Origin of the sequence: Ectobacillus ponti (assembly GCF_024294785.1) — a bacterium.
GTDB lineage: Bacteria > Bacillota > Bacilli > Bacillales > Bacillaceae_G > Ectobacillus > Ectobacillus ponti.
In genome coordinates, this window is the sequence record NZ_JANCLT010000016.1 from 37,927 (window position 1) to 61,616 (window position 23,690).

The 23,690-nt window shown below is 43.6% G+C and carries 18 protein-coding genes and 1 pseudogene; 17 read left to right on the forward strand and 2 right to left on the reverse strand.

All coding sequences use genetic code 11. The features are described from left to right. The first annotated feature begins 7 nt into the window (after positions 1-7). From NK662_RS20625 to NK662_RS20635, 3 genes are read left to right on the forward strand one after another with little or no spacing between them, the layout of a single operon-like run. Positions 8-1,291, forward strand: coding sequence for a hypothetical protein (locus NK662_RS20625; protein ID WP_254760855.1), 1,284 nt, complete (start codon positions 8-10; stop codon positions 1,289-1,291). 15 nt (positions 1,292-1,306) lie between these two features. Continuing rightward, positions 1,307-3,265 carry a DEAD/DEAH box helicase gene (locus NK662_RS20630; protein ID WP_254760856.1) on the forward strand — a complete coding sequence of 653 codons (1,959 nt, stop codon included), beginning with the start codon at positions 1,307-1,309 and terminating at the stop codon, positions 3,263-3,265. Then, positions 3,240-4,172, forward strand: coding sequence for a protein NO VEIN domain-containing protein (locus tag NK662_RS20635; protein WP_254760857.1), 933 nt, complete (start codon positions 3,240-3,242; stop codon positions 4,170-4,172). Before NK662_RS20630 ends, NK662_RS20635 begins: the two co-directional genes overlap by 26 nt. 29 nt (positions 4,173-4,201) lie before the next feature. On the opposite strand, the gene dcm is transcribed toward NK662_RS20635, so the two are convergent. Beyond that, on the reverse strand, positions 4,202-5,653 hold the full coding sequence (gene dcm / locus NK662_RS20640; protein WP_254760858.1) for a DNA (cytosine-5-)-methyltransferase: 1,452 nt from the start codon (positions 5,651-5,653) through the stop codon (positions 4,202-4,204). 171 nt (positions 5,654-5,824) lie between these two features. Between dcm and NK662_RS20645 the strand changes: the two genes are divergently transcribed. From NK662_RS20645 to NK662_RS20675, 7 genes are all read left to right on the forward strand, one after another. Beyond that, entirely contained in the window at positions 5,825-6,205 is a 381-nt protein-coding gene (locus NK662_RS20645; RefSeq protein ID WP_254760859.1) for a helix-turn-helix domain-containing protein, read from the forward strand. A gap of 38 nt (positions 6,206-6,243) precedes the next feature. Next, on the forward strand, positions 6,244-6,561 hold the full coding sequence (locus tag NK662_RS20650) for a hypothetical protein (RefSeq protein WP_254760860.1): 318 nt from the start codon (positions 6,244-6,246) through the stop codon (positions 6,559-6,561). A gap of 62 nt (positions 6,562-6,623) precedes the next feature. Continuing rightward, positions 6,624-6,920, forward strand: a complete 297-nt coding sequence (locus tag NK662_RS20655) for a transposase (RefSeq protein ID WP_254760861.1) — start codon at positions 6,624-6,626, stop codon at positions 6,918-6,920. A gap of 1,223 nt (positions 6,921-8,143) precedes the next feature. Then, positions 8,144-11,164 (forward strand): UvrD-helicase domain-containing protein, encoded by a 3,021-nt coding sequence (locus NK662_RS20660; protein WP_254760862.1) that lies wholly within the window; start codon positions 8,144-8,146, stop codon positions 11,162-11,164. Between the two features lie 11 nt (positions 11,165-11,175). Then, positions 11,176-13,770 (forward strand): PD-(D/E)XK nuclease family protein, encoded by a 2,595-nt coding sequence (locus NK662_RS20665; RefSeq protein ID WP_254760863.1) that lies wholly within the window; start codon positions 11,176-11,178, stop codon positions 13,768-13,770. Further along, positions 13,771-13,962 carry a hypothetical protein gene (locus tag NK662_RS20670; RefSeq protein WP_254760864.1) on the forward strand — a complete coding sequence of 64 codons (192 nt, stop codon included), beginning with the start codon at positions 13,771-13,773 and terminating at the stop codon, positions 13,960-13,962. It abuts the gene before it with no gap. Beyond that, positions 13,963-15,372, forward strand: a complete 1,410-nt coding sequence (locus NK662_RS20675) for a 3'-5' exonuclease (protein ID WP_254760865.1) — start codon at positions 13,963-13,965, stop codon at positions 15,370-15,372. Between the two features lie 258 nt (positions 15,373-15,630). On the opposite strand, the gene NK662_RS20680 is transcribed toward NK662_RS20675, so the two are convergent. Next, positions 15,631-16,215 (reverse strand): dTMP kinase, encoded by a 585-nt coding sequence (locus NK662_RS20680; protein WP_254760866.1) that lies wholly within the window; start codon positions 16,213-16,215, stop codon positions 15,631-15,633. A gap of 452 nt (positions 16,216-16,667) precedes the next feature. On the opposite strand from NK662_RS20680, the gene NK662_RS20685 reads away from it, so the two are divergent. The 7 genes and pseudogenes from NK662_RS20685 (at position 16,668) to NK662_RS20710 (ending at position 23,686) form a co-directional block, all read left to right on the forward strand. Continuing rightward, a complete protein-coding gene (locus NK662_RS20685; RefSeq protein ID WP_254760867.1) occupies positions 16,668-17,615 on the forward strand; it encodes a radical SAM protein in 948 nt (315 codons plus the stop codon). After that, positions 17,602-18,249 carry a dTMP kinase gene (locus NK662_RS20690; protein WP_254760868.1) on the forward strand — a complete coding sequence of 216 codons (648 nt, stop codon included), beginning with the start codon at positions 17,602-17,604 and terminating at the stop codon, positions 18,247-18,249. The genes NK662_RS20685 and NK662_RS20690 overlap by 14 nt, the downstream gene beginning before the upstream one ends. A 21-nt stretch (positions 18,250-18,270) precedes the next feature. Continuing rightward, positions 18,271-18,777 (forward strand): GreA/GreB family elongation factor, encoded by a 507-nt coding sequence (locus tag NK662_RS20695; protein WP_254760869.1) that lies wholly within the window; start codon positions 18,271-18,273, stop codon positions 18,775-18,777. A gap of 51 nt (positions 18,778-18,828) precedes the next feature. After that, positions 18,829-19,386 carry a hypothetical protein gene (locus tag NK662_RS20700; protein WP_254760870.1) on the forward strand — a complete coding sequence of 186 codons (558 nt, stop codon included), beginning with the start codon at positions 18,829-18,831 and terminating at the stop codon, positions 19,384-19,386. Positions 19,387-19,991: 605 nt separating this feature from the next. Then, positions 19,992-20,612: pseudogene (locus NK662_RS23815) on the forward strand (dynamin family protein); the annotation flags it as partial. Between the two features lie 246 nt (positions 20,613-20,858). Then, positions 20,859-22,541 carry a hypothetical protein gene (locus NK662_RS20705; protein ID WP_254760871.1) on the forward strand — a complete coding sequence of 561 codons (1,683 nt, stop codon included), beginning with the start codon at positions 20,859-20,861 and terminating at the stop codon, positions 22,539-22,541. Next, positions 22,538-23,686: a coiled-coil domain-containing protein gene (locus tag NK662_RS20710; protein WP_254760872.1), complete on the forward strand. Its 1,149-nt coding sequence runs from the start codon at positions 22,538-22,540 to the stop codon at positions 23,684-23,686. Before NK662_RS20705 ends, NK662_RS20710 begins: the two co-directional genes overlap by 4 nt. Positions 23,687-23,690: the final 4 nt, after the last annotated feature.

Here is a 23,690-nt window from a genome sequence, read left to right on the forward strand (position 1 = left end):
AACGTAAATGAATGCTGCGGAGAGAAAAGTGAAGTTACAGGAACTGATAGCCACCAAGAAGCCGTGCCGTACGGGCATCCCAATTATGTATCATGGAGTAAGAAGAGAGTTTGATGCTTATGAGATACCTTTAGAGTATCTTGTTTATAATCCCTATAATGGTCGTATTGGTAGCATGGTTAAGTCCTATGAAAGACAGCATCACACAATTAACCCAGAAGATCCACAGGACAAGAAGCTTATTGAAAAGTTTCTTTGGGAATCCAAGATTGATGCCAATAAGAAGACGAAGGAACGACTACTTCGTGAACATCAGGAAAAGCACGGTATTGTAACTGCAGATGGTTCTATTATTGATGGAAATAGAAGATCAATGTTGTTAAATAATATAATGGCGGATCATAACATCCCTTTTAATGAGAAGAGTCACTGCCAGTTTTTCATTGCAATAATTCTGCCAGATGATGCTAATAAAAAAGAAATTCTGGCACTTGAGACCACGTACCAGATGGGGGAAGATGTCAAGGTTGACTACAACCCAATTGAAAAATATCTCAAGTGTAAGGACTTACAAGACGCGGGCTTTACGCCTGATGATATTGCCCAAATGATGGATATAAAGCCGGGAGAAGTCCGAACTATGCTTTCGGCATTGCAGCTTATGGATGACTATTTGGATGAGTATGACTACTCTGGTATGTACACACAGTTAGATAAGAATGAAGATTCGTTCTTAAAGCTGGACTCCGCACTGAAAAAATATAGGGCTGGGGTTCCATCAATGTGGGCATATGATCCAGATGCAGATGTTTCTGATTTGAAGTTGATAGCATTTGACTATATACGTGAAGGTTTTGAACAGACACTTTTCCGTAACATTATCTCAGCTCCAAGCGCAAAGAAGCCTGCGAGCAGTTTTTTTGCAAAAGAAGAGGTATGGGGAGATTTTAGGGACAGACATTTTGCTATTACTGATGCTGTTGAGGAATACTCCGTTGCTGAGATTATGGCTTCAAATCAAACTGATCTTAGCCGTGCTCTAAAAGCAAGGGATCAGCAATGGAAACTTAAAGTCGGAGATGATTTGGAAGAAAATTTCACCCTGAGTTTGGATAAACTAAATAACCATGCTGATGCAGCAAAGCCTCTTCAGCTTCTTATAAAGGCTTGTCAGGCATTAGAGGTTGTTGACGTAACACAGGAAAGTTTTCAGAGAGATAGAAATATTAGAGGGTGCGTAGAGTCACTAGAGGAATTTGTGACAAAGTTTAAGGGCATCCTTGGAATGTAAGGAAAGGAATATCCTATGAAAAAACTGTGTCTTGAATCAAATGAGGATACATCTAATTTAATTATTACTGGAGATATAGCAGCTATTTTTGGCAATAGACGGGCATCAAGGTATCTGAAGGATACCCTGAAATACATTCTCCTAGAGGATAAAATTGTAGTTGAAGTTGAAAGGGACATCACCAAGACAATTGATAGAGTTAAGAAAATTTGCGAGCATATCTCAGCCGAAATGATATTTTCGGAAAAAGTTTCAGAAGCAGTAAGCAACTATGCACTGGAAGAAGAAAAATTTATAGAGTTTTCGGAAAAGGCAAGGCTAATCAGGGATAATCAATGTGAGAAGAGTGATTTTGCGGCTTTTGTTAGTTCAGTAAGTAAGAACCTTTCTAACCGAAGCCTGTATCAGCTACAGTTATTGTCTGCATACCATCTCGCATTTTCTCAGAATGGATGCAACTTCTCTGTACCTGGAGCAGGCAAGACCAGTGTGGTTTATGGAGCCTTTGCTTATTTGTCAAACTTGGATAGCTTTGATAAAAAGTTTGTAGATAAGCTTTTAATTATCTCCCCCTTAAGTGCTTTTGGACCATGGGAACTAGAATATGAGGAATGCTTCGGTGTGAAACCATCTACAAAAAGGTTAAGTGGAAAGATTCCGGTTGAGGAAAAGAAACAGTATATGTATTCTTTGAATCCCGCAAAGATTACATTATTGTCCTATGCATCCGTTCCTGCACTGCGTGAAGAATTAATATATTTTTTAAAGAACAATAAGGTAATGGTTGTTCTTGATGAAGCGCATAAGATTAAGAATACTTCTGGCGGAATTACAGCTACTGGTGTTCTTGATATTGCCGCATACTGCTCATCAAGAATAGTCTTGACAGGTACACCGGCACCGAACGGATATGAGGATTTATATAACCTTTATAAGTTTATTTGGCCAACCAAAAAAGTTATACCATACGAAGTGTATCAGCTTAAAGATATGAGTAAGTCTGATTCTGATGTACGGGTAAATTCTTTGCTTCATGCGATTGAGCCCTTTTTCATCCGTGTGAAAAAGAGCGATTTGGGCATACCTCCTGCTACAGAAAATGCTCCAATTATTGTTCCAATGAGTGAGGCACAAAGAAAGATATACAATATAATTGAAAAAAAATATATGAGTGACATCGTGTCAACAAGGAACAGCAGTTTTCAACAGGACTTAATTAAGGCGAGATTAATCCGTATGATGCAAGTTGCAACAAACCCAGATCTGTTAAGTGTTCCGCTACGCAACTTTGCTTCTTCAGAAGGATTTGATGCTAATGCAGTAACAGAAGATACTTCGTTAATTAAAGAAATACTGCAGTATGCCGCAAGTGAGACTCCTGCAAAATTTGTGAGGGCAAAAGAGCTGATTGAGCAGATCGTTTCCAAAGGTGGTAAAGTAGTTGTTTGGTGTATCTACGTTAAGAATATTCAGGATTTTAGGGATTATCTGCTGTCCAACGGTATAGCGTGCAAGACACTATATGGGGCGACCCCGGTTGCAACCGGGAATGAAGATGACAGCGAAGAGGAAACACGTGAAAAAATAATTGCTGATTTCCATCGTCCAGATGCTGACTTCAGCGTAATTATTGCTAACCCATTTGCTGTATCTGAGTCAATCTCACTTCATAAAGTTTGTCACAACGCTATTTATATGGAGCGGAGTTTTAATGCAGCGCACTTTATTCAATCCAAGGATCGCATTCATAGATATGGTCTGAAACCAGGAATAGAGACCAACTATTACTATTTACTTTCAGAAGATTCAATAGACAGTGTAATTCATGAAAGACTTATTGTAAAGGAAACAAGATTACGAGAAATTATTGAAAGTATGCCAATACCCCTGTTTACGAATGCGGAATTAGAAACCGGGGATAATGATATCAAGGCGCTAATTGCTGAGTATGTTAACCGAACTAAAGCGCTGTAACTCCATAGGAAATATTGCTGGATTGCTTTTCCTGGTTTCAATGCTGTCCAGCAAGAGTTTCATCAGTAGAAAAGAGGTTATAAACCGTTCTGCCCTAGAAAATGGAATAGTTATAAATTGCAACGGTGCCCTAGCATTCCTTGAATATTTAGAATATGTCAAACTGTCCGGAGATAATGTTGTTCTAACAGAGCGTTTTAAGGAATTGGAGTTGTTAGAAAAGAGTTGCATCATAGACGTTTTAGTCAAATCCTGCATTACAAAACTCATTGATGAAGGAATATTTGACCGAGATGAGACGGGCTTCAATGTAGATAAGGGACATATAAGCATAAAACAGTCGGCATTCCCGTTGGCATATGCTGCTATTAGAAACTTTTTAATAACTGCTGGAGCATTTAATAAAGACAATGATGAAATGTGTATATCTGGATCATATGAATCTGACTTTGCTTCAAGAATTCGCATCCGAAAAGGTAAATTTACGTTAGAGCAGTTGCTCAAACAACAAGAGGAGCAGAACAGGCGTGGCTTTGAGGCAGAAGAGTTCGTTCTGGCAATTGAGAAAAAAAGGCTTTCGGAGAAAGCTTATAGGGTTAAAAGAATTTCAGATTTTGATGTTTCTGCCGGATACGATATAGTATCTTTTCAAAGCGACAGCAGCACAGCTTGTGATCGATTTATAGAGGTTAAGTCATATTTAGGAAATCCACATTTTTACTGGTCAGAGAACGAATCTGACACAGCTAGAATAAAGGGCGATAAATATGTTCTCTGCTTAGTTGATTATGCACGAATTACAGAGCCTGAATATGAACCGGAATTTATTCAAGACCCATATAAAGTAATCTTTGAAAATGATAGCTGGCTTGTGAATATTGCATCATATAAGATACAAAAAATATAGGGCATGTTATTTGTACATGCCCTATAGAATTAAGCTCCGTACATATCGGCTAAACGTTCAGAAATATCCTTAATCACTGGAACGCAGACCGTGTTACCTAAGAGGTCAAATGCTTCCCTCTCCTTCAGAAAAGATAAATCATAGTCTTCTGGGAAACCAAACAAGCGTTGACCTTCTCGAATGGATAACCTTCGTAATCCACCATTGTCGGCAATTCCAAGACGTGATACATCCATGGCCACCAGTGTGGGTGCTAAATCGTTAGGGTCAAGAATTTTAGTGAATTCAAATGAAAGTTTTCCCGTTACAATATTGTATCCCTTTGGTTTAGTTTCATCTGGAACTCGTCGATTATTTTCCTTCTTACGAGGATATTCTAAAGTAAGATATCCCATATCAACCAACTCATCGAGGAATTCACGAAGGTTCTCCCTCTTGTAAAATGTTTCTATTTGTTTTTCAGTGAGAGGCATACCGTCCATCCAGTCAATACCAATTTCAGCTGCCCATTTTTTCTTCCTTCTTTCAAGGAGAAGAAGGTTGAGAAATTCAGTCTGTTCGGGGGTGGTTTCACCTTTTAAACCAATTTCCCAACTATGAATATTACCAGAACCACCTCGCTTATCTCTAATTGCTTTCCCAACAACTTCTTCCAACGTGAAGTGTTCAAATAATTTTTTTGTGAAAGTTGAGTCTACAGTTGGGAGATTGTGGTCTAAAATGTCACCAAGTACAGTCGTACGTTCTTCAAAATTATCCAAAGAAATGTGTGCATCCCTTGTGCCTACAATATAAACTCGCTTTCTTGATTGTGCCAGTCCGAAGTATTTGCTATCAATTAACTTGTAGGATACAAAGTAATCAAGTTGCTTCAGATTGTTTACTATAGTTGATAGCGTTCTACCTCCATCATGATTAACCAAGCCCTCAACATTTTCAAGCAAGAAGCCATATGGCCTCTTCTCTTTTAGAATACGTTCAATTTCAAAGAACAATGTTCCGCGAGTATCTTTAAAACCAAGCTGCAATCCAGCGGATGAAAATGGCTGACATGGAAAACCTGCTAGAAGAAAGTCAAAATCCTCAATATCTTCAGTGGAAATTTGGGATATGTCTCCAGATACTTCGGTATCCTTAAAATACTTTTTGTACGCCTTAGCAGCATAATCTTTAATTTCACTACTAAGTACACATTTAGGTTCAAATCCTTTTTCACGAAATGCATTTTCAAATCCAAGTCTGATACCGCCCATTCCAGCAAACAGGTCAATAAACTTAACTTCTCTGTTTTCAAGACGCTTTTTACGCTCAATTTGCGCACTAATTAAGTCAATACATTTCTCAGAAAAACTGCTGCCCCTTGCAAACCTATCAATATCGTTTTGTTGCTCAGGAGTTATATAGATAGTTTTAGCAATTCTTTTTTGGTCTTCTGGCAATGGAGTACGGCCAGAACCCTTACGTTTTCCACCATGCCGCATAATATAAATTCTCCTTTAGTATTCTACAAAGATATTGTAGCACAGACAACTTGATTTTTCAATGCTCAAAATCAAGTTTAGGGATTTGCTCAATGAGCTACTTGACATTGCAGTGACGCATACTTATAATCCTAATACGCACATTAGCGTAATTGCGTAGGGAGAGATGTTATGGCTGGAGAGTTTGGAGCATATATTGCTCAGAAGAGAATTGAAAAGGATGTTAAATTAAAGCCGATAGCTGAAAAAATAGGTGTTTCTACAACTTATTTGTCAGACATAATTAAGGGAAGAAGAAATCCACCTGATATTAATGGACTAGATGCTTTAGCTGAAGTTCTTAGATTATCTGATGAAGAAAAGGATGTAATGCTTGATTTGGCAGGACGTGAACGTAACCAAGTTTCCCCTGATCTATCTGAATATATTATGGATGAGAAGCTCCCTAATGCTAGAGTTGCACTAAGAAGAGCACGTAACGCAGAATTAGGAGATGATTTCTGGAAAGAAGTTAACAGAATTATTGATAAAGAGGGAGGTGGGGAGCAATAAGTTATAATATACACAACCGTGTTCCTGTAATTCCAGCATTGGAATATGATAAAGTAGCAAGGGGATTTTTAGAAGGATTTTTTCCAAAGGTTTTAGCGAAGCCAAGACCCGTTTCAATACTAGGTATTGCAAGAAATGAAATGGTTTTAGATGTCCAGTTTATTTGCTTGTCAGAGGAATTAGATATTTACGGAATGACAGTGTTCTTCGATGGATTGGTTGAGATATATGATTGTGAAGAAGGTCTGTATAACAGTAAGTTCTTTAAAAGTGAAACGATGTTAATTGATCCGGAAGCATATAAAAGGACAAACGCTGGGTGTGTAAACAATACTATCTTTTTAGCCCCCAAATGAACTTGTACACTCTAAAGTGGGATTCCTTATACTTAGAGTAACGAGTTACAGGGGGATTTTTTATGAGAAGGAGCAAATATTTCAAAGAGTTTAAAATACAAGTTGTACAGGAAGCAAAAGAAGTTGGCAATAAGGCTGCCGTAGCTGGAAGATATGAGGTTCATGAGAACCTCGTGAAAAAATGGGTTAAAGAGTTTGACGAGCATTCAGAACTGGCAGTGCAATGGTACGTTCTCAAGGAGCTGGAACAAGAGAATGACCAGCTGAAAAGGCTCTTGGGAGAAAAGGACTTAGAGATTGCAATCCTGCGAGATCTCTTAAAAAAGAAGAACCCTCATTTGCGGAGAAGCTGGAAGTAGCGCGGAATTCAATTTAACAAGAATATCCAAAGCAACAGGTATTGCGTGTCTTGGGAGTTTCTCGCTCTAAGTATTACTATTGGGAACTATAGGTACCCCAAGTTTTCATACACATATCCATGCTCTGCAAACTTTTTTTCATACATCAACAGCTTGAACCTAGCGAAGTTAGTCCAGGACACGGAGGCCTTCTCTATGACGAAAATCCTTCTTAAAAGGCTTTTTCCTGAAAACCTATTTCCGATTGGATGCCCTGAGGAAACTAGTTTGATATCTACGAGAGTTTCCGTATTTCCAACACTTCTGCGGCTTCAATAGCCGACCACATCTTGCTATATTTGCCTGTGTGGCTATGTGGTTTCGGGAAGAAAGTTATGAAGAAATTCGTGCCGAAACCTTGCAGCGCATGGGGCTTCAGCCGGGACTCCTAGATGTCATTGACAGCACAGTTCTACGAGGCAGTCTCTATGACTCACAGGGGGTCTACGGGCTTACAAACTTCATCTCTATGCCTCCGTTAGTGGTGTTGTGCTGACATGATAGTATCATTGCCCCCGCGTTGCTTCGTGTATTTGAAGACCTCGATTTGGACATCGCCTGTGCACTTGAAGATGCCACCTATAACAGCCGTGAAGTCCATGAAACCGGAGAATTTCTTGGTGTTGAAATGCCCCCGTATGTTTGGGTACAACCGCTACCATTTTCACATTCAGCTGGTCTTGTTCATGCGAAATATTGGATATTTATTGTAGTTTTGCGACACGCTCAGAAAGTGTCTAATTTCGGGGAGACCGGTTATAGGGAATTTGGGACTAATAAAATTTTTTTACGGTCACAGGTTTATTAAGCTTGCTTCTGCTCCGTTGTTTACTTCTCTTTCTGAACTAGCATGAAATTATAGGCTTTTATCTTGGGCAAGTACATAACCTGATAGTGCAACCACGTTTTGGGAGGGAGGGGGGATGTATTTCGGTAGATTTAGCAAGACATTGAGTTGTATGTACAAGAAATAAATGAGTGTGTCTGTTTTAATTTTAATAAACCTTATATGCGAAAATAAAAAGTATGCAATTATTATAAATTTCCAAAAAATAGAATAGTATCTGAACATGAAAAATAAACTTCCATCTACAATTGCATGTGAAATGGCAGTATAATTATCCTGATATTATATACTTAAAATGAGAATTTCTAGCAGCCTCCCACTTGAAAGGGGACTTTCTATGTTTATACCAACTGCACTGCAAGAAATGCCAGGGCTGAATGCGGAGCTTCATGTCTGGGACGCAGTCACACGCGCTTTCAACGAGCAGTCAACCCTGGCCATCCACCACTATCCCATGTTCTTTGCAAACGGTTCCGGCCGCCGCGAGATTGATATATTAATTGTAGACAAACGTTTGGGTGTGTGCGTGATTGAAGTAAAGGGAATTACAATTGACCAGGTTGATAGCATCCAGGGGCATCAGTGGTCTTATCGTAATTTTTATGAAGAGAAGGGCAGCCCGTTTCAGCAGGCGGAGAAGCAGCTGCATATGCTGAGCAACCATCTGGAAACCAATCCGCTGTTGTACCGCCGTTTCAGCAAGCGGGTCTGGATTGCGCTGCCGTACATTACGGAGCGGGAATGGCGGGAGCGCGGTTTCCATGAGCAGATTCATGTGCCGCTGCCGCTGTTTCAAGAAGACCTGGCAGATGCACAGCGCCTGCGGGAGAAGCTGCAAACTTTTGCGTTGTTTGAGACGAATAGGGAGTTGAGCGGGACGGAGCTGGCAAAGATATCTGGAATGCTGGGAATTCAGCCAAGGGAGGCAGAGCCGCCGGCCATTGAGCCACAGCTTCCGTTTTCCAACCTTTACATTGTGCCGGCAGCAGCAGATTTCAAGCGTTATCAAAAGGATATTGCGAATGACCTGCAGCGGGGCACCAAGGTGTACATGCTGGCTTACACGGATGTGGCGTTGTCAGAAATCGCCGGCCATGAGCAGCAGATGAAATCATTCCAGCTCAATGTGTACCGGGCAAAGAATGGAATTCGTGAGCCGCTCGCGGCAGGCTGCTTTACAGACGGCAAAGGAGTCAACGCGCCGCTGCTGAAGCAGATGGCAGAGCATTTCCCAGATTTCAACAGCGGGCAGTTTAAGGCCATCCACCAGTCTGTTGATGCCCATCAGATGATTACCGCAGGAGCCGGCACAGGAAAGACACATGTGATGATTGACCGCATTCTGTTTCTGTTAATGAACGGCGGTATATCGCTGAAGCATATTATCATGATTACATTCACAAATGCTTCGACTAATGAGATGAAGAAGCGTTTGGAAGATAAGTTTCTTGCACTGTTTAAGCTGACGCAGAACCGGCAGTTTTTAGCATTTGCTGAGGAAGTAAAGGACATGCAGATCAGCACCATCCACTCGTTTGCCCGTTCTATTCTGAAGCAGTTGGCCCATGAGATTGGCTATGGGCAAAATGTCCAGCTGCGAAGCTTCACCTTTGAGAAGAAGCGGATTATCTATGAGCTTCTGGATGAGTTCTTTGCAAAGCACCCGATTGATCACTTTTTAGCAATAGAGCTCAAGGACTATGAGTTTGTGGATGCTGTGTACGGCATGTGGGAAGAGATGGAGAAGAAGAGCCTGACTTCCGGGGAAATGAAGCAGTTGGACTGGGGCGGTGTTTCCGGGGAGAATGCTGCTGTGATTCAAAGTGTGCTGCAATATATCTTTGCCAACTGCGAGGACCGGCTGGATCAGTTGAAGCAGGCGGAGAACGCTATCACCATGGGCGATTTAATCCGCAAACTCAAGCTCTTTACGGGGAGCGCCCGGAAAATGGGGCAGTTGCCGAAGGATCAATTTATGTTTGTGGACGAGTTCCAGGACAGCGATGCCACCCAAATCGAGCTGTTGGCGAGTCTGCTGCAGTATCTACAATACCGGCTGTTTGTCGTCGGCGACATTAAGCAGGCAATCTACCGCTTCCGAGGCGCAGATTACAAGTCGTTTGAGGAGCTGCAGGAAAAAACAAAAGAGACAGCATACGTGCAGACAGAATTGCAGCTGAACTACCGCAGTTCATCTTCACTGCTGGATCGGATGCATACGCTGTTCGCGCACTGGAATGAGAAGAAATGGCTGGCGTATGAGGAAGGCGACCGGCTGCGGAGCAACGAAGCATCACAGTTTCCAAAGGCTGACTGGCATGTGTCCTCCAGCTATGAGGAGGATTTTACAAAAGCGTTGGAGACGCTACCGGGCAAAGGCGACAAGATTGCTTTTATTGTCCGGACAAACCGCCATGCCAAGAAGATTAAAGAGTACTGTGCGGCCAAAGGCATCCCGACGACAGAAAACCTGGACGGGACGTTTTTCACAAGTGCGCCGGTGCTGGATTTCCGGGCGCTGGTGGAGGGATTGCTGTATCCGCATGAGCCTAAGTTTGTGCTGAACGCGCTGCAGACGCCGTATTTCGGCTGCCGGATTCCGTATCAGGCATTGCTGCCGTTTGGGGGCCACAGAGAACGGCTCATATCTTTCCTGCACGAACGCACAAGGGGTGAGTTCAAAGGATATGTGTCTTCTCTTCGGACGCTGGCGCCGCTGACAGTCATCCAAAAAATTATTTTTGATAAGCAGCTGTTTGCCCGGCTGCCACAGTATATGGAGCAGCAGCTTCAGCAGGAACATGGCGGGGAGGAGCCTTCGCAGGAAGCGGTGGAGCTGGCTGCCCTGCGCTATAAAAAGAATCTGCAGCATCTGATGGTGCTGCTTGAACGGACGTTCTCGGCCAAACACGTGACGATGCAGATGCTGCGGGATTGGCTGCAGCTGCAAATCAGCACCAACCGGACCGAAAATGAGCCTGTGCTGGAGCAGGATACAGCGCAGGTGGAAATTACGACAGTCCATCGCTCCAAGGGGCTTGAATATCACACGGTATTTCTGCCGATTACGAACAGCCCATTTAATGCAGTGGAGCAACAGTATTTCGTGGAAGAAGCATCCGTGCAGGCGAACCAGGCAGACCGGCGGAAGTTCGGCTGGAAACTGAAGTCATATGCAAACAATCACTTCCCGGTGCTGAAGAAATATGAGGACATTGAGCAGTTCAAAGAAGAAACACGCCTGTTGTATGTGGCATTGACGCGTGCGGAGCAGCGTGTGTATATTACCATGCCGAAGAAAATCTACAACACCAATTGCTGGGCATACATCTTGGAGCAGGGCGGCTTAAGAGGATAGGGGGCGGTTGAATGAACGTGCAAGTGCACACGTATTCGCAGCCGAAGGAGTGGAAGCGGCATCCGGTGTATGCTTCCTTTCCCGGGGCAATTCATATTTGCGCTACAAATAATCAGGAGAGCGGCATCCGGTCGTGCTACGGGGGGGAACTGCAGCACGTATATTCTTTCCGGAAATTTATTAAAGCGCTGTATGCATCATGGTACAGCCCGGAAACAACCTTTCAGCAGTTTCTGCGTTTGTCCAGAATCATCGCCGGGTTCGGGCAATTGCAGCCTGAGCTCCGGCGGTCCTTCCGAGCCAACGCCATGGAGGTGCTGGATACGATCCGTTTCTTCACGCAGGCAAATGTATGGCCGCATCATTTGCGGGACAGCTGGCTGAAGACTGAGAAGGAACGCGCTTTTCAGGCTGTATGGGCCAAGTTTGCGGAAGAAGATGAAGCGGTCAGAGAGCACTATGAGAAGCTGGAAAAGGCGATTTCAAGGGATGATTTGCAGCAGGCAATCCGTGCGCTGCGCGGGGGAAATGTTTCACTTGATGAGGATATTCATCTTGTGCTTCATGGCTTCTACTTTGTGACGCCGGAGCAGCAGATCGTCCTGGAGATTTTGCGCAAGCAGGGCCTGCGTATTACGTTTTTCCAGTACTATGACGGCCGCTATGCCGAAACGTTCGATTTCATCAAGGCATTTGTGACAGACCGCTTTGGCTGGCCGTCTCCCGAACAGTGGGTGTACGACGCAGTGGCAAACCAAGCAGGAACCGGCATAGCTGATACATTCTTGTCAGCATACGAAAAACGTCCGGTGCAGCCGCTGGCAGCAAAGAAGGAAGTGACTGCATATCCATCTTTCTTTGACTTCCTGCATGATGTGATTCTGCCACACTTCCCGATTGGCGGAGGAGAGCAGAGACCGGTGAACATTATTGCGCCGAATGAGAAGCAGTTGAATGAACTGCTGTTATCGTACTATCCGGAACTGAACCATAAAAAGCGGAATTTCCTATCGTATCCGATTGGACGTTTCTTGGTCGGTCTGCACGAAATTTATAACAACGGACAGCTGCATATGACCGAAGAGAACCTGTCGGAACTGTTCTCTTCCGGCTGGCTGTACGATGAATTCACCCGTGAACATGCACAGGACTACACCTACGACCTGCAGCAGCTGTTTCCTTACCTGCAAGGCTGCGGTGAGCTGTCCACTTGGGTTTCCCGGTTGGAGCAGCTGATTGTGCAAGGGCTTGGCATGGAAAAGGCATTCCCGGCCGGCAGGGAGAACCGGATTGTCCGCAGCATGCGCAGCCCATTTGCGAAAATCGGGCATTTTGCAGTACCGCTTGACCGTGTAAAGCAGGTGAAAAGGTTTATGGAGATGATTCACTCCATGGCACATTCACTGTTTGAGAAGTCGGATTCAAGCAACATTCATCTGCACTTCAAACGGCTGCAGGGCATTCTGCGAAAGCATGGCAAGGGTGTGGCGCTCATTGCCAATGAGAATGAAAAGCTGTTGATTCAAGAGCTGGGGCAAAAGCTGCAATATATTCAGGATGACTCAGAGTTCTTATATACAGATTTGCAAACAGCGCTTCATTTTTACTTGAGCGGCAAGCTGGATGACCGGGACGAAGAGCATATCACCAGCTTTATTGAGATTGACGGCGAGATGTTCAAACCGCAGGACCATACGATTTACCTGACCGGGCTGGATGAGCAGTCACTGCCGCTTGGGGCGCAAGGCGTTCCTTGGCCGTTGCAGGCTGAGACGTTTGAGAAGTTGAGCGAAGAACATGTTGCGTTGGAATTGCACACGATCCGCAGCAGGGCAAACAAACTCATTTCCCGCTACTTGTTCTTTATCGCCCTGAATCTTCCGCAGGAGCAGCTCCGGCTGTCATGGATCAAAAATATGGTTAATCAGGAGAATTTGCAGCCGGCCCTCTATATCAAGCAGCTAGGTCTGGAAGTGAAGAGCGAGCCGGACAGCTCCCGACATACAGAGGCTGCGTATATGCCGTACGACTTCTCCGAGGAAGAGAGCAGCAAGGAAGATAAGGTGGAAGCAATGAAGACACTTGCATTTGAAGATTTCCTTGCTGAGTATGTGCAATGCCCGCGACGTTTTTACTACAGCTATCTGACTGAAGAGTATCCGGTATTTTCAAGTGATTTCATGCATCAGTTTTTATTCTCGGAGATTGTAAAAGTAGCCGGCCAGGGTTCCGGGGCACGTTTTGAGAAGGTGCTGAAGGAAATGGGCCAGCTTTTTCCGCAGTGGCTTCCGTTTAAGCGGTATGTGGCTGCCAAAACATCTTTTACCTATGTGCCGCGGCAGTTAGGAAAAAAGACGGAAGTAGATGACGCGCATGCCTACACAGAGACGCGGAAAAACTTCCAGTTTCCGGGCATGAAGAAAGTGGCGCGCGATAAGCTGTTTGGGGACACAAAGGCTGCTTTCCCGGATGTTGTCAGGGAAATTTTACTGGGTGAACAAACGGAAATGCGGGCAAATCCCGGCTATGAGTGCCGCTTCTGCCCGCATGTCAGCTACTGCAGCGAAGCGGTGCAAGCCGTGGATTTAGGCAAGGAGGACAATTAAATGGACGTATCCTTTTGGACAAGTGTGAGCTCCAGCTGGCAGTCCGTGCAATGGAATGCCATGGAGGCTGCAGTGGATTTAGATGCAGTGCTCAGTGCTTTGGGGAGCGATATTGAACAGGTGCGTGAGAGCGAAGAAGAGTACGTAGTATCGGAACTGTCACTGGATGATGATTTTTGGGGAGGCCTTTAAATGAAGAAAAATGTTACGTATTCCGAGCAGCAGGCGGAAATTATTAAATACAGCGGTTCCCAGCTGCTCATCCGCGGCATCGCGGGAAGCGGCAAAACCTTGATTTTGCTGGAGAAAGCCCGTGATGTGGCGCAGAAAAACCCAAAGGAAACGGTAGCGGTGTTTTCCTATGGAAATCCGCTGACGGTTTCCGCCCAGAGGCAGCTGGAGGCATATAACCTGCCGAACTTGACGGTAATTACATTCCATTCCTGGGCTATGAAAAACTACTTTAAGACTTTCAAGAAGAAGTTTTATTTGGAAAACCGCCCGCAAACCAAGCTTCAGGATGCTCTTAAAGAGATCGGCAGAGAGCATCCCGGGCACCGCTTTATAAAAAATAAGGACCTGGTTAGTTTTATTGAAGAGGAAATCGGCTGGATCAAGGGCTCGGATTTGTGTGAATTCAGTGCGTACAACAAGGCGCCGCGAAAAGGCCGCGGCGGCAAGATCCGCCTTTCTGCCGAGGACCGCAAAGTGATGTTTAAGATTTTTGAAGCATACCAGAAGCAGATGGAGTACCGCATGGATTTTCATGACTTTGGTCTGAGCATGTCCCGTAATCTGAATAAAATTCCGGATGAGTCTAAATTCGACCATGTCTTCATTGATGAAGCGCAGGATTTAACAAAAGTAAACCTGATGGTGCTGTGCCACATTGCCCGCAAATCATGTATCGTCGGCGCTGATAAGGGACAGAAAATCTTTACCACTTCCTTCACTTGGGACGAGGTGGGATTAAGCATCCGCGGCGGCCGGACAAAGGTGCTTCGCAACTCCTACCGTTCCACGAAGCAAATTATGGAGCTGGCCTACAGCATCCAGGAGAAGGACGAAATCTCCAAGGATGAAGAATTTACCCGCCCGGATTTGCCTAAAAAAGAAGGCCCGAAGCCAAGAGTATTCTTTGCGAAGGGAGTGGAAGAGCAAAACAAGGCGGTGCTGGCAGCGGTTAAGCTGATTTGCCAGGAAGACCTGCAAGCGGCAGTCGGCATCCTCTCGCGCAGTATAGAGTCAATGAAGCGGATGGAGAAACAGCTGAGCCTGGCGGGCATGCCATACCAGCTGATTAAATCAGCATCTAAGACCGATGATCCGGACAAAATCGGCACGCACCATGATCCCGGCATCAAGTTGACCACGCTTCATACAGCCAAGGGATTGGAGTTCAAGTATGTCCTGATTGTGGACGTCGTGGATCCGCCGATGGAAGAGCGGCTGGGTGAGGATTTTGATTGGGATATGGAGCGCCGTCTGCTGTACGTGGGCATGTCGCGCGCGATGCAGGTGTTGCACCTGTTCACCTATGGTGACCGCCATCGGTTGGTGGATGAACTGGATAAGAAGCACTATGAAAAAACAAGTGTATAACTGAAAAATAACTAGTTCCCGTTAGCAGGTTTCTCACATCCATGCAGTTGATTAAAGTTACTGAACCATTACGCCAAAGAGGTTAGATTAGAAGCGAACTGACCTCTTTGGTTCATAATGGTAATTTTCTGTGAACAGCAATTTGGCTTGGAATATCCCACAAGGAGCAGGAAGAGGTTAATCCAACTTTTAATAAGAATAGGAATTTCCAAGAAATGCATGATTTCGGGCTTGTCTTCATAGCACAGACTAGAGAAATTAACGACTAAGGGAAGATTCTAGCTGTAGGGAATTCAGTTTACCAAGAATTTGCTGAACAATTTCTTCAACAGTTGCAGCTCCTGTATCCAATGTAAGGAAATGGGTTGATTCTTCCTCAAGCAGTCGTATCATCCTTGCTTGTACTTGCTCCTGATAATCTATGTCCAACTCAAAGGAATGTGCCGAAGAGCGTTGTATTAATCGTTCATGCCTAATTACTCTATCAGCTCTTAGTAAAACTGTAAGGTCTGGCTTTAACAGATCAAGATGAGAAATAGAGGTATGTAATGACTGTTGCAAAGAAATTTCGTGATAGGCTTGGGTAGAAAATGAATAGCGATCGCAGATGACATCGCTGTTTGACAAAAGTGTTTGGATTTCTCTGGCTGCCACTGCCAGTGTGGAGAGATAAAAATAGAAGTTCCCCCAAGCGTTATCCATATTACGAAAGACAGATCGAACTTCTTTAAACATAGCAGGTGGAGTTTGGTAGTAGACCGCTCCTAATTTTGCCGCCAACAAATGAGCAGTTGTACTCTTGCCGGTCCCATCTACACCTTCAATTACAATAAAATGTCCCATTTGAATTCTTTTCCTCCCCGTAATTTTCAAATAATTTCTAAAATAATACAATTGAGTAAATTTATTATATATGAGTGTCTTATTAAACTACAATAAGTATTCCATATTATGTACAGGCAAGTTAGACAACAGGTAATAGAAGATGCACTAAATGTATAAGCATGCAGGACTTTATTAGTGTCAAGTTAGTTTTGAGACATACGAGTTTTCCTGTTTTTGCTGGTCTATAAAATCAGGAAATGCCCCTCTTGTACCCTATAGCTCTTATACAGCTTATATGTCAACTGTTTCTTTTTGTAATGAAAGTGCAGAAAGGTTCCTGTATATAGATAAAAAGTTTGAAAAAGGTATAAAAGTATATAAATTGAAGAAAATGTTAACTTTTGTATGAAATTGGTGTTATAATATTTCTGAACATAGGGGTATTAAGATGAATGGACAGGGGGGAATTCATGTTAGCTCAAAGTCAGTATCTGCGCATATCAGTTAATAACACTTGCAATCTATCTTGCTTTTTTTGCCATAATGAAGGAGCTCCTATTACTGGTGAAAGCTTGTCGATAGATGCACTTGAGTTCGCATGCAGAATTGCAAAAAAGAAAGGGTTTACAAAGTTTAAGCTCACTGGTGGAGAACCAACAATTCGCAGAGATATCTGCCAATTGGTAGAGCGGTTAGCAGCTGTGGGACTAGAGGATTTCTCTATGATCACCAACGGTGCTCTCTTGGAGAGCTTGGCTGAGCCTTTAAAAAAGGCTGGTCTGCAGCGCATAAACGTTAGTTTACACACACTGGATCCTGAAAAATTTGATGCGATGCAAATTAAAAATAAGGTTAGCATGAACAGGATTCTGCGAGGCATAGATAAAGCAATTGAAGTGGGATTCCGTGATATGAAAATCAATTTTGTTTACACTGGTTCCGCAAGTGATGCGGACCTTATTGATCTGTTGGAGTATATTGCAGTCCGCAATTTGACACTCGTTGTTTTACCCGTTATCGCAGGAAGTGCAGATGATTCCCAAGCTAACATTACACTTGATGAGTTATACGCAAAGTTTGTAAACATGGGTATTCGCAGCGAAAGAACCATTCTAGACAACGAGGGGATTCAAAAGCGTCTCATTGTGTTGGATTCAGGGGCAACAATTTTGTTGCGCAAAGATGAACTCTCTTCCCGTAAGCCTTACACGTTTTGCGAGAGCTGTACTGTCAAAAAGCAGTGCAGGGAGGGGATTTTTCCATTAAGGCTTTCTGCAGCCGGGGAGTTAATTCCGTGTTTAGCAAGCATCAAAAATAGAATCTCAATAAGGGAAGCTTTGGAGAACCAAGATGAAGCGGCTGTTGTAGAAGCATTCCATAACGTTCAAGGGTGGCGAGCTGCAGTTGCACAAGCATAATGGAAAAAGTACATATATTTGTTTGGAAGGGCTCAAGGGTGCTGGAAAGACAACAATTTTTAAATATCTTCTTGAAAAGTTTGAAGAGCATGGAATTGAGTTTTCAACAGTGTCTCCGACAAAGCCGGCATACTCCGGTCATTTCATTGAGAAGGTGTTTCAATATTTTCCAACCCTTAAAAATAATCGGATTGCGCGTGTGTTTCTATACGCCCACCGTTCCAACTTTGCAGCGAGGTCTGCCGCATGGGACAAAAAGCTTGTGTTGGGGGATCGCAGTGTTGTTACCAGCTATGCAACAAAATGGTCAGCTTCATCATGGCGTACGTGGTTCCATATTTGGGTCATTAACCATCTTGAAAACAAAATTAAGGCTCCTGATTATATTATTTACATAGATGTACCGCAAGAAGTGCGACGTGAGAGAATTGACCAACGGGACAAAGAAAGAGATATGGATGAGAGCGAGGATCGAGCCCGCCAAATGGAAGAGGCCTACTTCCATATGATGAATGGAAGCGGAATTTCGCGCATTCAACATGTGCAATGGCTGAAGGTTTCTGGAGAGGGTAAACGTGAGCAGGTCTGTGAAGAAGTGTTCCAGCTTATTTGGGACAGGTGTCAGCAACAATGAAAAGAGGATAGGAGGATTTCCATGGAGGTAAAGGTTACACCAACAGGAGTAAGGCTGATTCAACAAAACATTGAAAGCTTAAAGAGTGACTTAAAGTATATTCGGGAAGAAAAAAACATTGCCTACACCCTTTGTGGGGATACATGGCATGATAACCCCCATTTTAATAAACTTGAGCAGGATGAAAAGCTTCTGAATAAACGTATTCAGGAAGTTGAGAAAATTTTGGCATCAGCTGTACAGGTAGAATTGGACAAGCGTGATACTGAAACTGTTCAATTGGGCTCTATTGTAAGATGTTTTTGCGAGTACCCGGATTTTGAGGAGGAAGAAATCTACGAAATTGTGGGATACGGGGAGTCCAATTTGGAGGAAAACAAACTCTTCTATGATTCTCCTGTCGCAAAAAATCTAATTGGGCTATCAGTCGGCCAAGAGGCATCATTTGAAACACCGGGTGGGAGAACTGTTTACCGCATTATTGAAATGTATAGCGACTGGGAGGAAGCTAAGAGTAAACAAGTGTAATTCTTGAACCACATAGGCAAAACCAATGAACTTCTTTAGGAGGATTGACAGATGCCTAAGCTTTTCTTCATTTGTGGACCACATTGCAGTGGGAAGACCTCAATTCTGAAAGCGCTGCATCAGCGCGGGGATATCAGCATGAGAGGATCTGAAATTGGCAAAGATCTATATTATGCCAGGAAATTTCAAACAGCTGCACAAGGGCATACCTTTGAAATGGAAGTTGCAAACTGCGAACTGCGGCGGGATATAGCTTATGTGAGTACAGAAGGAGTTGTCGGGGTGGAGACATGGCATCCAGGCAATATTGCCTATGCTGCTGTTCGAAACCCAGATTCGGTTTCCCAACTGGTAGAAGTAGCGAGGAAATCTCCCTTCTTACAACAAGCCCAAGGTATCTGGCTTAGAATTCCAAAAGGCATTATTGAGGAGCGGACGCAAACTTTCAAGGATGATAGAGAGTGGGCAGGTGACTTCTATAGTAGAATTGATGCTGCATTAGAGGGAGTTCTGGAAAGTTTGGGGATGCTGTCCCGGACAGTTTGCATTGATACAAGTAAACCTCTGAATGAAGTCCTTGAAGAGGTGAGCAAACTTATTAAAGCTTAGCACCCTATTAAGAAGTTTAGAATTAGTAATGTAATTTTGGATTTTAAAAGGTTCTCTCCTGAACTGCACTCAAATCATTAGAAACAGCTAATGACCGGAGTGCAGTTTTTTAAAATATATTGCATAAAAACAGGGAAGGTTTTAATTATTTGGGTAAAAGGGATTTCAAGCATAGTGCTTTGGTATAGAAAGGAGCAATCTGACGATTCGTAGTGTTTAAGTAACGACCATTCGAGGCAAGTTACAGATTATATTTGTTGTTCAATTGAATTAGTATAGTTTGAATTGGAACAGTGCTCCTCTTTTTTCAAAAACGGGGCTGGCTTCCCGAAGTCGAAAGTTTTAGATTGGATGAAGATTTGGATGAAGCTCTATTCAACAGAGCTATCTACAAAAATTGTAGTGTCATAAATAATAGTTGTTTAATTTTGTGGGTTACATACAAAAAACTAGAAGAAGTTGTATAGCTAAATAATTCAAATAGAGCAGCTCTTTGATATAATTATAATATATTTGGATAAAAGGTTTTAAGGAAATCTTGGAGAAAGACGTTGTATGGATTAGCCGTGCCTGGCAAACTAGACTGAAGCAGATGGGTGAAATGAATGAAAACGTTTCAAAATGAAAAAGAAGCGGCAAAAAAAATCATTGATATATTCTCTAAGAAAGAAACTGTAAGCAGGCATTTTTCAAGTGATATCGGTTGGTTAGAGGAGCGAATATCATTATGGAACAAGAACTATATTCGGGTTGGATTGGTAGGTGTTACAAGCAGCGGTAAGTCGACATTGTTAAATGCGCTTCTGGGAGAGGATATCCTTCCGACAGCTGTACGTCCAAGTTCGGGTACTCTAATCACTTGCTCAAAGGGAGCAAGGACAGAGGCCACTGTCTATTTTGAAGATGGAACGAGCATCTCGGTTCCCAAGAGACAACTGCGCAGTCAGTTGGAGAAGTATGGAGATGAGAGTTTTAACGAGCATAATAAATATAAGGTGAGGATTATTGATGTAAAATCGCCAAATTTCTTGCTGCCGGAAACCATTCAAATTATTGACAGCCCGGGCTTGGATGCGCATGGACTGGAGCGGCACGAGCAAATTACCATGGAACTGCTGCTGCCGACAGTAGACCTTTGTATGTATGTTGTCACGCTGAAGGCTAACTCAGATCTCATTACCCATAATATACTGCAGACAATTTATGAGCACCAGAAGCCGCTCATTATTGTACAGAATATGCTGGATTCAGTGGAAGCAAAGACAGGAAAGCATGGTGTTATTCTGAAGGCAAAGAAAGAAGTGGCACTGGAGCACCAAAAGCGAGTTGAAAATATCCTGCATAAGGTGAGTCCACGGCTTGTGAATTTTGTGGAAATTGTCCAAATATCTGCTAAGGCTGCTGTTGATGGCCGCCGGGAAACGAATGCACAGAAGCTGGAGAACTCGCGCGTTCCAGAACTGGTGAACAGGGTGAAGAAGCATACAAATTCTCTTCATCCGAAGCTATATGCGGACAGAATCATGCAAATTCATCGGCATCTGTTGGGTTTAAGAGAAAAAGAAGAAAGGTTTTTGGGGGATGCCGTCTTATATGAGCAGGCAGTTCAGGAAGAAAAACAGGAGTTAGAGAAACTGAAACGGCAAGAAGGAGTGGTCCGCAACAAGGTACAGCAGAAGAAGGAATTGCTTACGGCACAGGTCACTTCCTTAGAGACTTTAACGAAAAATGCCGTAACACGTATTCGGAAGCTAGACCGTAAGAATCTGGACGAATGCAAGCAAATTTTAGATGGAGTAAAAAATCAGGCAGTCGGCATTGAGACGAAATTCATCCAAGGTGTTCGGAGCTTGGATAAGGAAGTACAGACATTGCTGTCAACCTTGAATCTTCAGACAAAAGATTACGAGAATGATGTTCTTCCTGCAAAAATGGGTACTGACAAGCATTTCTCTGTAAAAAGGAAGATAGAAAAGGAACCTTATCGCGCTGAGAAGAGTGGGGTTGGAAGCGGTGTGGCAAGGTTGTTTGGAAGTCTGTTCGATAAAGATTGGGGGTACGAAACACGGTACAGGGAATATGAGGTTGTAGATTTAGAAGCTATTTCTAAAGAACTCGCAGCTTACCGGGAGAAGTTCTCTAAACAAATTGCTGGCTATCTTGAGCAATGGCAAAGAAGAGCAGAGGCATTTCTGCAGCGGGCAAGCGCGGAAATTCGGCGCAAGACAGATTCTCTTCATACTAAGTCCAAAAGCGCTTTAAAGAAAGATGAGGCAGTAGAAGTTTTATTTCAGTTGCAAAACATAATGGACGCACTGGAGAAGGAAGGGACAAAGCTCAGAAAGGCAAGACTTAATAATGCTAAGGTTACGGCTGTGGATGAAAAATCTTCTGTAGCCAAGCTATCAATCTCTGAGGGAGTCGTAGGTTTGTATCAGCTCAGTCACCAACTGATGAGTATTCCTTTTCGGACATGCTGGTCTGCTGTACAAGAACGAAACCAGCAAAAGCATAAAGGTTTGAAGCGGTCAATTGTTTGGGGGTGGGACAGTGCTTCACTCATCCAATTTTTGCAGCGATACCCCGGGATACAAATGCAGGATCAGGAGGAGGAGCAGTTTACCCACACCGGGCTGTTTATCAGCCGTAAAAAGGAAGAAATAGTAGTGGTAAATGAAGCAAAGCTGCAGCCGGACAGCATGAGTGGTCTGCTTAAGCTGGCAAAACAAGGACAATATAATATATACATTCTTTTCAATGTCATTCAGATTGGGGCAGCGGAAAAGGCATTCCAAAACAGTAAGCTGTTACAGCTGCCCTATACCCGTCAGCAGCCAATTAATAGTGTGTTGCAGTCTTTTACAGAGCTTAAAAACGCGGACAGGGTACAGGAAGGGCTGCAGATTTTATTTGAGAAGCTAGAGCAGTGGGATATACTGCAGAGCGGTGAACTGCTGCTAAACGATCGGAATCCGCTGTATTCTATGATCAGCTTGGATCTTACCAAGCCAAAAACAATTTTGGCTGATGCCCAAGAGGTGCTGCGCCGGGCAAGGGAGGACTATCAATACCTGTTGGCAAACCCAGGGGAAGAGCAACATTTGCGCAATTTTGTAAAAGGACTAATTGATGCCAGGGGAGGATTAAAGAAATGAACAGGTCTATCATGATTGAAGTGGATGAGGCGACAAAGGCTATACTAGAACAGCTAGAACAGCAGATTACAAAAGGAATACATACAACGCTCCAAACTTTTCAAGCAGAACATCATAAGGCCCTACAAGAATTACATGTCAAGCTGCAAGTGCAGCTTCAGGGAATAGAGCAGCAAACACGCAGAGAGAATGAGAAATTAGGGCGAAAACTGGACGATGCCATACGTGATATAGAGGACCAACTGGAGCAGTTGAGAGAGGAAACAGAGAGTTTAAAGCAACATTCCGTTGAGGTAACAGACAGGTTAAAAAGAGATTTTGAAAATATGATGCTTCACAACTCCAGCAAAACGGCCAAGCAATTGCAGGAGGAACTTGGAGCAACGCGCGAGGACCTGACCGGAGCAATGGAAGGACTGAAGCAGGAGCTTGGTATTGTGGTCCAGAATTCCAACGAAGCGGCCAAGCAGCTGACAGGAGAGCTCCAGGTTGTACATCAAGGCCTAGTTAACACAATGGGAGATTTAAAAACAGGACTTTGCACCGTAGACGAAAATTCCCAACGAGCATTGGAGCAACTGAAGCAGGAACTTAATGTTGCGCAGCAGGATTCTGCAGCCATAATTAGAGATTTACAGGAAGAAGTTAGCGGCGTAATGCAGAATTTCAGCCGTACAGCTGAACAACTTGCAAGGCTACAAACAAGCTTGCCTGAACAGCTGAAGGATATGCAAACGAGTATTGAGAAAAGCGGTGCTATGCAGGAGAAGGCACTTGTTGGCTCAGTCCGGAAGCTTGAGGAACAGCGGGAGGCAGCTTACGAAGAACTGCAAAGTAGACTAGAGCGAATACGGGCAGACCAGCAGGCGCAACTGGCTGAGCTGGCAAGCCGGAATTCTTTGATAGAATTGGAGCAGCTGCTGTCGGCAAAGCAGGCTGAAAGTGTCAGGGTCTTAGCTGACCAGCAACGAGAAATGAGAAGTGCACTTGAGAGTGCCTTCCAAGCAGAAGTGAAAGCTTTAGGTACAGAGTTGGATATAACAGAGGATATACAGCATTTGCTTCAAAGGATAGAACAATTAAACGAGGGACTGCAGCAGCTAAGTCAGCCATTCTATAGAAGATGGTTCGAAAGGAAGGAGTGACAGG